The sequence below is a fragment of the Acinetobacter piscicola genome, from assembly GCF_015218165.1.
GTDB classification, from domain to species: domain Bacteria; phylum Pseudomonadota; class Gammaproteobacteria; order Pseudomonadales; family Moraxellaceae; genus Acinetobacter; species Acinetobacter piscicola_A.
Genome location: NZ_CP048659.1, coordinates 1,615,166 through 1,628,279 on the forward strand (window position 1 = coordinate 1,615,166; position 13,114 = coordinate 1,628,279).

Genomic DNA, 13,114 nt, shown 5'->3' on the forward strand with positions numbered 1-13,114 from the left:
GATTCAAGAATTTTTAAATATTGAAAAAAATATCAAGTTAAATTTCCAAAACATGCTGCATAAATTTTAACATGCGTCGTGCATGATGATGTAGGCTCTATTTTCTGAGTCAGGAGGTTAAGAATAGAAAACCCGAAAGCTTTCTATTCTTAAATTTATCGGTTTAAAGCTAAAAATTATTCATTCACCGCTTTATGATTTTCATCTTCTTCATCATCGTCAGCAGAGTCCATACCTAACTCTTTGAGTTTACGCGTTAAGGTATTACGTCCCCAACCGAGTAACTCCGCAGCATGACGCTTACGCCCACGGGTTTGTTGCAGTGCAGCATTAATCAATGTGCGTTCAAACATTGGTGTGGCAATATCAAGTAATTTCATCTCGCCATTTTTTAACTTTTGTACCGCCCATTGCCCAAGTAATTCATCCCAGTGATGGACTGCAATTCGATCAATGCCACCTTCTTGCGCTTTGTTTTGTTCATCGGTTTTATTGAGTGGGATTTGTTTTAACTCAGAAGGTAAGTCCTCAGGATAAACTTCACGTCCCGTGATCATGACGGTTAACCAACGGCAGGTATTTTCCAATTGGCGTACGTTTCCGGGCCAAGGCAATTGTTTAATGTAGTCTTGAGTTTCTTGACGTAAAATTTTTGGGCTAACACCAAGTTCTTTGCCTGTGCTTGCCAAGAAATGTTGGGCAAGCATCGGAATATCTTCAGAACGATGAGAGAGTTTCGGAATATGAATACGAATAACATTGAGGCGATGATATAAGTCTTCACGGAAACGTCCATCATGGACGAGTTTTTCTAGATCTTGATGTGTTGCAGCAACAATACGTACATCCACACGAACAGGAATGTGTCCGCCAACTCGATAAAACTCACCATCTGCTAAAACACGAAGTAAGCGTGTTTGAGTTTCAAATGGCATATCACCAATTTCATCTAAAAATAACGTACCGCCATTGGCTTGTTCAAAACGACCTTGACGTTGTGTATTTGCCCCTGTAAATGCACCTTTTTCGTGACCAAATAACTCGGTTTCAATCAAGTCTTTAGGAATTGCTGCCATATTGAGTGCAATAAATGGTTTACTGCTACGAGGTGAGTGACGATGTAGGGCATGTGCAACCAACTCTTTACCTGTACCAGATTCACCATTAATTAATACGGTAATGTGTGATTGGGATAAACGTCCAATGGCACGGAAAACTTCCTGCATTGCAGGAGATTCACCAATAATTTCAGTAGATTGAATAGGTGTAGTTTTTGCAGACTCTTGTTGTTGTAGTTTATTGATGTGTAAGATTGCGCGATTCACTAATGCCAATGCTTCATCAATATCAAAAGGTTTAGGTAAATATTCAAACGCACCTGTTTGATAACTCGATACCGCAGATTCTAAGTCAGAATGTGCAGTCATAATAATGACAGGCAGCTCAGGATGATTGGCTTTGACTTTACCTAAAAATGTTAAGCCATCAATACCCGGCATACGAATGTCTGTCAGAATCACATCAGGTGTATCTGTATTCAGTTGATCTAAAGCAGATTGTGCCTCTTCAAAGCTGCTGACATCAAAACCTTCTTCTTTGAAAGTCTTTTCCAATACCCAACGCATTGCACGATCATCATCGATGACCCAGATTTTATTTTGTGACATGTTGAGACTCCCAAGGTAAATATAAGCTAAATACTGTTTTGCCTGGAATAGATTGGCATTCAATCATTCCGTTATGTTGGTGCATGATGTTTTGTGCAATACTCAACCCAAGACCTGTACCTTTGGCACGTCCTGTAACGAGTGGATAAAAAATAGATTCTAATAATTCTTGCGGAATTCCTGGTCCATTGTCCTCAATGTCGATCCGAATCGCTGATTTATTCAATACGCCATTAATAGTGACAAGACGTTGAATGCGCGTACGTAAAATCAGTGCAGGTTGATCATCAACAAAGAACTCTTTATTTTCTGTCATGGCTTGTACAGCATTGACACTAATGTTGAGCATGACTTGAATGAGTTGATCACGATCGGCTTTGACATCAGGTAACGATAAATCATAATCACGAGTAATTTTAATTTTCTTTTTGGTTTGATTAATAATTAACGCACGCACACGTTCAAGTGGTTCGTGGATATTAACAGGTTCATAGCTAGGCAGTTGTCTTGAGCCTAACATGGTGTCGGCAAGATTTCGCAGGCGATCCACTTCACTGATGATAATATCAGTAAATTCAATATATTGGGGATCATTTAAACTACGTGCAAGCAGTTGTGTTGCACCACGAATTCCCCCTAAAGGATTTTTAATTTCATGCGCAACGCCACGAACCAATTGGCGAGTGATTTGATGTTGTTGGATGAGGTTTTCTTCTTTGGAAATTTTGAGCATTCGATCAATGGGGTTAAGCTCAATTAAAAGCAATGGGTGGTAGGGTTTACCTGTGTTTAACTGAGACACAGAATAGTCAACGTGCATATCTTTAAAATTAACATTAATAATTGCTTCACGGCGTGTATAGGCTTGACCCGTTGTAATGGAATTTTTGAGTGCATCAAGTGTATTAAAATCATCATTTGGCGCATGTAAAATATTAATGACAGGTTGACCTTTTGCTCGTAGTAAACTGATATCAAACAAAGCTTCGCAAGATGAATTTAAATAAAAAATATTTAAATCACAGTCGACCAAAAGTATCGCGGTGGTTAAATTATCCACCAATAAACGATAATCAATGCTAGGGTGTTGATCCATTAGCTGAATGTTCCTGTTTTAAAATAGCGCAATGGCATCTGAACCTGATGTATTGAATTCTCTAATATGACAATTCATTGTTGTTAAATCGACCTAATATAAAGCAATAAATAAGCCAACTTTTTATATTTGTGCGGAAATTTAGAGCATTCAATGGAATATGCGCGCAAATTGCACTTTTTACAGGTTTAAATGTCAAACATCATCATACTGTAAAATTAAAATGTTCTAAAATGGTGCATGTATATTATTTGCAATTATTTATGGTTGTATTTTGGTGCATTATGCAAAGAGTGACTATTTCAACTATTTTTATCGTGAGAAAAGACATACAATACGCGCATTCTAGTGGAGCGCAGATTCATGAAGTCCCCCAAAGTCGGTTTTGTTTCTTTAGGTTGTCCTAAGGCATTGGTTGATTCCGAACGAATTTTAACTCAGTTAAAGACTGAAGGTTATGATGTGGCATCGGATTATGATGGTGCTGATTTAGTTGTTGTAAATACCTGTGGTTTTATTGAATCTGCAGTACAAGAGTCTTTAGACGCCATCGGTGAAGCGATGAGTGCCAATGGTCGTGTGATTGTCACAGGCTGTTTGGGTAAAGATGAAGACAAAATTCGCCAAATGCATCCAAATGTTTTAAAAGTAACAGGTGCAGCAGCATATCAAGAAGTGATGGAAGCCGTACATGAGTACGTTCCTGAGCCACCAAAACACAATCCTTTTATCGACTTAGTGCCTGAACAAGGGATTCGTTTAACACCAAAACATTATGCATATTTGAAGATCTCAGAAGGCTGTAATCATCGTTGCACATTCTGCATTATTCCAAGTATGCGTGGTGATTTAGTTTCTCGCCCTGTAGGTTCTGTGCTCAATGAAGCGCAAGCGTTGAAAAAAGCAGGTGTGAAAGAAGTTTTAGTTATTTCTCAAGATACCTCAGCTTATGGTGTAGATACCAAATACAAGCTCGATTTTTGGAATGGTCAACCTGTAAAAACCAAATTCTATGACATGTGTGAAGCACTCGGTCAGCTCGGAATTTGGGTGCGTTTACATTATGTCTATCCATATCCGCATGTAGATGCAGTCATTGACTTAATGGCACAAGGTAAAATCTTACCGTATTTAGATATTCCTTTTCAGCATGCCAGCCCACGCATCTTAAAGTTGATGAAGCGACCAGCCCACAGCGAAAATACTTTGGAACGTCTCAAATTATGGCGTGAAAAATGTCCTGAATTAGTCATTCGTTCAACCTTTGTGGTGGGTTTTCCTGGCGAAACTGAAGAAGATTTCGTAATGTTGCTTGATTGGTTGAAAGAGGCACAGCTTGACCGTGTAGGTTGTTTCACTTACTCACCTGTTGAAGGTGCGACAGCAAATGACTTGCCTGATCATGTACCTGAAGAGATTAAGCAAGAGCGTTATGAGCGTTTTATGGAAGTGCAGCAAGCGATTTCGGCAGCTAAATTGCAAAAACGTATTGGTCAAACCATGACAGTTTTGGTGGATGATTTGGAAGAAGAATTCCCTGTTGCTGTGGCACGTTCTTATGCAGATGCGCCTGAAATTGATGGTAATGTTTTTGTTGAAGATATTGATAAGTCTTTGATTAAAGCGGGTGATTTACTTGAAGTCGAAATTACAGATGCAGATGAATATGATTTATTTGCAAAATTGATTCGCATTCAATCCGCTTGAAAATTTGAAATTTAAAAAATATTAAGTATAGAAATTGGAGTTTTGACAATGTTAGATTCAAAAAAACCACGTTTTGAACGTATTTTATTGAAATTATCAGGTGAGGCATTGGCTGGTAATAAAGACATGGGTATTGATGCGCAAGTTTTGGATCAAATGTCATTGTCAATTGCACACTTGGTGGGTTTGGGGGTGCAAGTCGGTATTGTTGTTGGTGGTGGTAACTTATACCGTGGTAGCCAATTGCAAAAAGATGGTTTAGTGGGTCGTGTCACAGGTGACCAAATGGGCATGCTTGCGACTGTGATGAATGGTTTGGCATTACGTGATGCATTGGTGCGCCGTAACATTAAAACACGTTTAATGTCTGCTTTACCAATTGGTGCGGTAGTTGAGTCTTACTCAAGTCGTGATGCGATTCGTCATCTTACTCAAGGTGAAGTGTGTGTATTTGTTGCAGGTACAGGGAATCCGTTCTTTACGACAGATACAGCAGCATGTTTACGTGGGATTGAAATCGAAGCAGATTTGATTTTAAAAGCCACTAAAGTTGATGGTGTGTATAACAAAGATCCAAGTAAATATGATGATGCTGTGAAATATGAAGCACTGACTTTTGACCAAGTATTGGATGAAAAATTAGGTGTGATGGATTTAACCGCGATTTGTTTATGCCGTGACCATAATGTGCCATTGCAAGTGTTCGATATGAATAAGGCGGGTTCATTACTTTCAGTGGTGATGGGTGAGAAAGAAGGGACTCACGTTACAAACTAATGTACGTAACGTGTAAAGCACTTTATACTATTACCATTTTTGGTTATACAATTTAGATAGATAAGTAAGGAAGATCAGATGATTAACGATCTTAAAAAAGATGCTGAAGACCGTATGAACAAGTCGCTTGACTCTTTAGAACACGGTTTCGCAAAGGTTCGTACAGGTCGTGCGCATCCATCGATTCTCAATGGTGTCATGGTTCCTTACTACGGTTCTGATGTGCCATTAAACCAAGTGGCAAACATTGGTGTAGAGGATTCACGTACTTTGTTGGTTCAACCTTTTGAGCGTTCAATGGTGAATGCGATTGATAAAGCGATTCGTGAGTCAGATCTAGGTTTGAACCCTGTAACTGCTGATGCAATTCGTGTGCCTATGGCAGCATTGACTGAAGAAACACGTAAAGACATGTTGAAAATTGCACGTAACGAAGCTGAAAATGCTAAAGTTGCAATCCGTAATATTCGTCGTGATGTATTGGGTGATATTAAGTCATTATTGAAAGATAAAGAAATTTCTGAAGATGATGAGCGTCGTGCAGGTGATGATATTCAAAAAATCACTGACAAATTTGTGGCTGAAGTTGATAAGCGTTTAGCTGCAAAAGAAGCTGATTTGATGAAGGTCTAAAACGTATAATGACCACATCTGAAGACAACCATCTTCCTCAACATGTTGCCATCATTATGGATGGCAACAATCGTTTTGCGAAAAAGAAACAATTGCAAAAAGGTGATGGACATCGTGAGGGTAAGAATGTTCTTGACCCCATCGTAGAGCATTGTCGTAAAGTGGGTGTGCAAGCACTGACTGTTTTTGCATTTTCCAGTGAAAATTGGAACCGTCCGCAGTACGAAGTGGATTTGTTGATGAAATTGTTGGAAGAAACAATTCATGAGCAGATTCCGCGTATGGAAAAGTTTGAAATTTCTTTACGTTTTATTGGTGATCGTAGTCGACTTTCACCTGAGCTAAAAGAATTAATGTTGCATGCTGAACAAAGGACTGCTAAGTTCAGTAACATGACTTTAACAATTGCTATTAGTTATGGTGGTATGTGGGATATTGCGCATACGGCACAACAACTTGCGCAATTGGTGAAAGATGAAAAAATTGATGTGAATCAAATTGATGTAGCAATGTTTGGTCGAATGGTCAGTTTAGGTGATTTGGCACCTGTTGATTTATTGATTCGAACGGGTGGTGATTTCCGCTTGTCCAATTTTTTACTTTGGCAGGCTGCATATGCTGAATTGTATTTTACCCAGACTTTATGGCCTGAGTTTACCGTGAAAGAATTAGAATATGCGTTTAATGTTTTTTCGGGTCGTGAACGACGTTTTGGAAAAACATCTGAACAAATTCAACAAGAGCATATAGAGAATTTATAATGTTAGAGCGGATAATTACCGCATTGGTGTTGGTTGCAGTCGTACTCAGTTGTATGTTTGCAACAACTTCACAATATCCAATGTTAGTGTTAATGATTATCGCAGCTGGGGCGGCAGGTTATGAGTGGTTTAAACTCATGCCTCATCCTACTCAAACTGTGTCTAAACTAAAAGCAGCTTGTTTTGGTGTGTTTACTGCCTGCATTTCTGGTTTGGCTTTATATTTTAGTGATCTTGCATTGATTTTGTGGAGCGCATCTATTCTGACATGGTTGTGCAGCTTATATTGGGTAAAATCCTATCCTGAATATGATGGTTGGTATAATGCTACACTGAATGTGATTGGTTTAGTGTTGATTAGTGCTGCAGTCACGGCAATTTTTAAAGTATGGGAAAGTTCACCGTGGTGGCTCATGTACCTATTCTTATTGGTTTGGGGTGCGGACAGTGGTGCATATTTTGTTGGACGTAAATTTGGTAAACGTAAGCTAGCACCTGACGTAAGCCCAAACAAATCGATTGAAGGTTTGTTGGGTGGTATTGTTACTGTCGCAATAGTCATTGTTATTGTGCAATATAATTACTTGGATCTAACGCTTCCACAACATATTCTCTTTTTAATTCTCTCTATTATTACTGTGTTTAGTTCTGTTTTAGGCGATTTGTTCGAGTCAATGATCAAGCGTCGTGCAGGAATTAAAGATTCAGGTCGTATTTTGCCGGGGCATGGCGGAGTGCTAGATCGTATTGATTCATTGCTGGCTGCGGCACCGATTTTTGCTGCAGGTATGGCTGTATTAAAACTTATTGGTGTAAATTTGTAGATGTCACAATCTGTTTGTATCTTGGGTGTTACGGGTTCCATTGGTCGCAGCACATTAAAAATTATAGAACAACATCCTGAAACCTATTCAGTTTTTGCAATATCGGCTTATAGCCGTATTCAGGAACTGAGTGAAATTTGCAAACAATTTCGACCAAAAATCGTGGTTGTGCCTTCAGATAAATTGTTTGAGTTACAACGCTTGTTGAAACAAGAGAATTTGCAAGATATTGAAATTCTTTGTGATGAAGCGGGTTTAGTTGCTGTAGCCTCTTGTCCTGATGTAGATGTGGTGATGGCGGCAATTGTAGGGGCGGCAGGTTTGTTGCCAACACTTGCAGCCGTGAAAGCAGGTAAGCGTGTCTTATTGGCCAATAAAGAAGCTTTGGTCATGTCGGGTGACTTGATGTTGCAAGCGGCAAAAGAGCATCAAGCATTGTTGTTGCCTGTAGATTCTGAACATAATGCTATTTTTCAGTGTCTCCCACAAAATTACTTACACATTGAAAAAAATGGTGAGCCTTTACTGGGTGTACAGCAAGTATTGTTGACGGCATCAGGAGGACCATTTTTAAATCATAGTCTGGAACAATTACAAAAAGTGACGCCTGCGCAAGCATGTAAGCATCCTAATTGGTCGATGGGACGCAAGATTTCTGTTGATTCTGCAACTTTGATGAATAAAGGCTTAGAGTTGATTGAAGCGTGTCATTTATTTTCAATTAAAGAACAATTTGTTACAGTTGTTGTTCATCCACAAAGTATTATTCATTCAATGGTTCAATATGTAGATGGTTCGACTTTGGCTCAAATGGGTAATCCTGATATGTGTACACCGATTGCACATGCACTGGCATGGCCAACACGGATCACAACACATGTTCCACCTTTAGATTTGTTTTTACATTCTCAGTTAGATTTTCAACAGCCTGATTTGGTGCGTTTTCCTGCATTAAAATTGGCACGCCAAGCGATGCAATCGGGTGGATTAGCACCTGCAATTTTAAATGCTGCCAATGAAGTTGCTGTCGCTGCGTTTTTGGCTGAAAAAATTCAATTTTTAGACATTGCACAAGTGGTTGAACATACTTTAAATCACGTTCAAAATAGTTCAGCAGAATCAATTGAAAAGATTTTGTATACAGATGAATTTGCACGAAATATTGCAACTGAACATATTGCGCAATTGGAAAGCTAAATTATGAATGTGCTATTTATCATTGTTGCTGCCATTTTCCTTTTAGGTCCATTGATTGCCATTCATGAGTTTGGGCATTATTGGGTTGCACGAAAACTGGGTGTGAAAGTTTTGGTGTATTCAATTGGTTTTGGCCCAACTTTGTTAAAGTGGACATCCAAAAAATCAGGAATTCAATATCAGCTTTCAGCATTACCGCTTGGTGGTTATGTGAAAATGTTAGATGAGCGTGAAGGTAATGTGAGTGCAGAAGATTTACCTTATGCATTTAACCGTCAGTCGCCATGGAAACGTATTGCGATTGTTGCTGCGGGGCCTTTGATTAATCTGATTTTTGCAATATTTCTATTTTGGATTTTATTTTTACCTGCACAAGAGCAGCTAAATACGCGTGTAGGCAAAGTTTTACCAAATACCCCCGCTGCAACAGTACAGATGCAGCAAGGTGACAAAATTGTTGCGATTGATGGTACGCCAACCACAACTTGGGAAAAGTTAAATTATGCTTTGGTCGATCGTGTGGGTGAAACGGGGTATATCGAAGTTCAGGCAGAGCGTGCAGGTCAAATCAAAACTTTTGAGTTGCCGATTCAAGCATTCTTAAAAGATCAAACACAGTCTCCTTTTGATGTACTCGGTTTTACGCCATATCGCCCACATATTGCAGCTGTTGTGTATGACTTGAGTAATGATGGTGCGGCAATTCGCCAAGGCATGAAAAAAGGCGATCAAATCATCGCGATTAACCAAGTAAAGATGAAAGATTGGTTTGATGTGGTGGATGTGGTACAAAAATCACCTGAAAAACTTCTAAATATCGATGTATTACGTCAAGGTCAAGTGGTGCATTTGCAAGTGATGCCACAAGGTCAACGTGACAATATGGGTAAAGTTACGGGAATGTTGGGTGTGCAAGCACAATCGGGCAAAGCCAATATTCCTGCAGAATATAAACAAACGATTCAATATAATCCTGCTGAGGCTTTTGTTGTTGCTGTAGAGAAAACAGGGCAACTTTCAGGCATGATTTTAAATTCGATGGTGAAAATGGTTCGTGGTTTAATTGGCTTAGATAATTTATCGGGTCCAATTACCATTGCAAAAGTTGCAGGTCAAAGTGCAGAAATGGGATGGCAAACCTTCATTTCATTTATGGCATTGATGAGCGTAAGTCTTGGTATTCTAAATTTATTGCCAATTCCAATGTTGGATGGTGGGCATTTAGTGTACTATTTTATCGAGGCTTTACGTGGTAAACCTGTTTCTGAACAAATACAATTGGTTGGATTAAAAATTGGTATGGTATTGCTTGGAAGCATGATGCTTTTAGCAATATTCAATGATTTTATGCGTTTGTAATGACGCAAGAGTGAAAAATTAACTTACTGGAAAATAATAGGCATGCAGCACTCACATTTATTTATGCCATTGGCGCTCGTTAGTGCAATGGCAGCAGTACAACACGTACATGCAGCAGATGAATTCATTGCGCGTGACATTCGTGTAGATGGTTTGGTTCGTTTAACCCAAAGTAATGTGCTTGCTTTGCTTCCGATCAAGAGTGGTGATCGTATCAATGATCCTGCAATTGCGGATGCAATTCGTGCATTGTATGCCTCAAATTCCTTTGATGATATTCAAGCGACTCAGGAAAATGATGTTTTAGTTTTTAAAGTGATTGAACGTCCAATCATTTCAAAAATTAATCTTAAAGGAAATAAACTGATTCCAAAAGAAGCCTTAGATGAAGGTTTGAAAAAAATGGGATTGGCTGAAGGTGAGGTACTTAAAAAATCATCTTTACAAACTTTAGAAACTGAATTAGAGCAACAGTATTCACAACAAGGTCGTTATGACTCGGATATTACGGTCGAGTCGGTTGCACGTCCAAATAACCGTGTTGATTTAAATATCAACTTTAATGAAGGCAAGCCAGCCAAAGTATTTAATATTAATGTCATTGGCAACACCGTTTTTAAAGACGAAGATATTAAACGTGCCTTTGCTGTCAAAGAAAGTGGTTGGGCATCGGTGATTACTCGTAATGACCGCTATGCACGTGAAAAAATGTTTGCAAGTTTAGAAGCATTGCGTGCAATGTATTTAAACAAAGGTTATATCAACTTTGATATTAACAGCTCTAATCTAAATATCAGTGAAGATAAGAAAAATATTTTTATTGAAGTTTCTGTTGATGAAGGTGAACAGTTTAAGTTTGGTGAGTCTAAATTCTTAGGTGATGCACTTTATAAACCTGAAGAATTAAAAGCATTACAAATTTATAAAGATGGCACGACTTATTCACAAGAAAAAGTGAATGGTGTTAAGCAATTACTGATGCGTAAATATGGTAATGCGGGTTATTACTATACGGAAGTCAATGTCGTTCCTGAAATTAACAATGAAACACATACAGTTGATTTGAATTATTATATTAATCCAGGTCAGCAAGTGACTGTACGTCGTATTAACTTCTCTGGGAATACTAAAACAGCGGATGAAGTTTTACGTCGTGAAATGCGTCAAATGGAAGGTGCTTTAGCAAGCAATGAAAAAATTGAATTGTCTAAAGTCCGTTTAGAGCGTACAGGTTTCTTTAGTAAAGTTGATATGAAAGCTGCACGTGTTCCAAATCAGCCTGATCAAATTGATTTGAATATCGATGTGGAAGAGCAGCACTCAGGTACAAGTACGTTGGCGGTAGGCTATTCTCAAAATGGCGGTATGACTTTCCAAGCGGGGATTAGTCAAACTAACTTCTTGGGAACAGGTAATCGAGTGTCAATTGATTTATCTCGCTCTGAAACCCAAGATTACTATAACTTAAGTGTGACTGATCCGTACTTCACCATCGATGGTGTAAGTCGTGGTTACAATATGTATTATCGTAAAACTAAGCTGAATGATAGCTATAACGTCAATAATTATGTGACTGACAGTTTCGGTGGTGGCATTAACTTTGGTTATCCAATTGATGAAAATCAAAGTTTAAGCGCAGGTTTAAATATTGATAATACTAAAGTAACGACAGGACCTTATGTATCTACCTATGTCCGTGATTATTTGCTAGCGAATGGTGGTAAGGTTAAAGGAACAAGTTCTTATTGCGCAGGTGAGTGGAAAGCATTAGATCCTAAAGTGCCTGATGATTTAAAATGTGTCGATGCCAATGGTAAAGAAATAGCACTCTCAGAATATAATTCTGAGTTTACAGGTGAATTCTTAACATATAACCTAAATTTAGGTTGGTCATATAATACTTTAAACCGTCCAATTTTCCCAACCAATGGTATGTCACATCGTATTAATGCTGAAATTGCATTACCTGGTAGTGATGTGGAGTATCAAAAAATTGTTTATGATGCGCAAGCATTTTTGCCTTTAGGTAAGGACTTTGTATTACGTGGTTATGGGAAATTAGGTTATGGTAATGACCTTCCATTCTATAAAAACTTCTATGCAGGCGGTTATGGTTCGGTACGTGGTTATGACAACAGTACTTTAGGACCGAAATATCCTGGTGTGACTTATAACGAGCGTAATACTAAAGATTATAACCTTGAAGAAGTGGGTGGTAATGCTTTAGTGCAATTTGGTACTGAACTTGCCTTGCCTTTACCATTCAAAGGGGATTGGACCCGTCAAGTCCGTCCTGTAATCTTTGCAGAAGGTGCACAAGTCTTTGATACACAATGTGATGTGCCAAAAGGTAATCTAAACTTTGGTGAAAATACAACAGGTGTTAATGCGCAACAATATTGTAAAGATAATTTTGGTTTTGAACTTGATAACATGCGTTATAGTGTAGGTGTTGGCTTTACATGGATTACTATGATCGGACCATTATCCTTGAGTTATGCATTCCCATTGAATGACAAGCCAGGTGATGAAACCAAAGAAATTCAATTTGAGATTGGTCGAACTTTCTAAGTTCGATCATTGAATACTTTAAAATACAGTTAGGATTAAATCATGAAAAAAATAGTATGTGCATTGATTGGTTTGGGTTTTATTGGTTTAGCGAATGCAGCAGGGTATGGCATTGTTGATATTGAAAAAGTGGTTGAAAGTAGTACTTATTTAAAACAGCAAAATGCAAGTCTAGAGCAAACGATTAAACCTGAATCAGCTAAACTTGAGAAAATTTCTCAAGAGATCCAAGTATTACAGCAACAAGCGCAAGCAAAAGGTGCAAATCCAGAGCAAATTCAGAAACAATATCAAGCAAAAGTGACTGAATATCAGTCAATTCAACAGTCTGTACAAGCGAAAGTACAAACCACGATTCAAAACACCAACAAGACTTTTGAAACGCGTGTGAAACAAGCTGCTGAACAATTGCGCCAAGAAAATGCATTAGATATGGTTTTGAATAAAAATTCAGCTTTAGCCTATGACGCAAAGAATGATTTAACTGCTAAAATGATTCAAAAGGTTAATGCAATTAAATAA

The 13,114-nt window shown here is 38.3% G+C and carries 11 protein-coding genes; 9 read left to right on the forward strand and 2 right to left on the reverse strand.

Annotation, left to right across the window (positions count from 1 at the left end; all coding sequences use genetic code 11):
• Positions 1–176: 176 nt before the first annotated feature.
• Both glnG and glnL read right to left on the reverse strand, forming a co-directional pair.
• A complete protein-coding gene (gene glnG, locus G0028_RS07900) occupies positions 177–1,667 on the reverse strand; it encodes a nitrogen regulation protein NR(I) (protein ID WP_180046698.1) in 1,491 nt (496 codons plus the stop codon).
• A complete protein-coding gene (glnL, locus tag G0028_RS07905) occupies positions 1,654–2,763 on the reverse strand; it encodes a nitrogen regulation protein NR(II) (RefSeq protein ID WP_180046696.1) in 1,110 nt (369 codons plus the stop codon). Before glnL ends, glnG begins: the two co-directional genes overlap by 14 nt.
• A 363-nt stretch (positions 2,764–3,126) precedes the next feature.
• On the opposite strand from glnL, the gene rimO reads away from it, so the two are divergent.
• The 9 genes from rimO (at position 3,127) to G0028_RS07950 (ending at position 13,114) form a co-directional block, all read left to right on the forward strand.
• Positions 3,127–4,470 (forward strand): 30S ribosomal protein S12 methylthiotransferase RimO, encoded by a 1,344-nt coding sequence (gene rimO / locus G0028_RS07910; protein WP_174492872.1) that lies wholly within the window; start codon positions 3,127–3,129, stop codon positions 4,468–4,470.
• A gap of 48 nt (positions 4,471–4,518) precedes the next feature.
• Positions 4,519–5,247: a UMP kinase gene (gene pyrH / locus G0028_RS07915; protein WP_111857931.1), complete on the forward strand. Its 729-nt coding sequence runs from the start codon at positions 4,519–4,521 to the stop codon at positions 5,245–5,247.
• 78 nt (positions 5,248–5,325) lie between these two features.
• Positions 5,326–5,880 carry a ribosome recycling factor gene (frr, locus tag G0028_RS07920; RefSeq protein ID WP_130073837.1) on the forward strand — a complete coding sequence of 185 codons (555 nt, stop codon included), beginning with the start codon at positions 5,326–5,328 and terminating at the stop codon, positions 5,878–5,880.
• Between the two features lie 8 nt (positions 5,881–5,888).
• Entirely contained in the window at positions 5,889–6,641 is a 753-nt protein-coding gene (uppS, locus tag G0028_RS07925; protein ID WP_174492871.1) for a polyprenyl diphosphate synthase, read from the forward strand.
• Positions 6,641–7,465, forward strand: coding sequence for a phosphatidate cytidylyltransferase (locus tag G0028_RS07930; protein ID WP_130073835.1), 825 nt, complete (start codon positions 6,641–6,643; stop codon positions 7,463–7,465). The genes uppS and G0028_RS07930 overlap by 1 nt, the downstream gene beginning before the upstream one ends.
• Entirely contained in the window at positions 7,466–8,662 is a 1,197-nt protein-coding gene (gene ispC / locus G0028_RS07935; protein WP_180046695.1) for a 1-deoxy-D-xylulose-5-phosphate reductoisomerase, read from the forward strand.
• A 3-nt stretch (positions 8,663–8,665) separates the two neighbouring features.
• On the forward strand, positions 8,666–10,021 hold the full coding sequence (gene rseP / locus G0028_RS07940; RefSeq protein ID WP_180046693.1) for an RIP metalloprotease RseP: 1,356 nt from the start codon (positions 8,666–8,668) through the stop codon (positions 10,019–10,021).
• A 42-nt stretch (positions 10,022–10,063) separates the two neighbouring features.
• Positions 10,064–12,592 (forward strand): outer membrane protein assembly factor BamA, encoded by a 2,529-nt coding sequence (gene bamA, locus G0028_RS07945; RefSeq protein WP_180046692.1) that lies wholly within the window; start codon positions 10,064–10,066, stop codon positions 12,590–12,592.
• Between the two features lie 42 nt (positions 12,593–12,634).
• A complete protein-coding gene (locus tag G0028_RS07950) occupies positions 12,635–13,114 on the forward strand; it encodes an OmpH family outer membrane protein (protein WP_180046690.1) in 480 nt (159 codons plus the stop codon).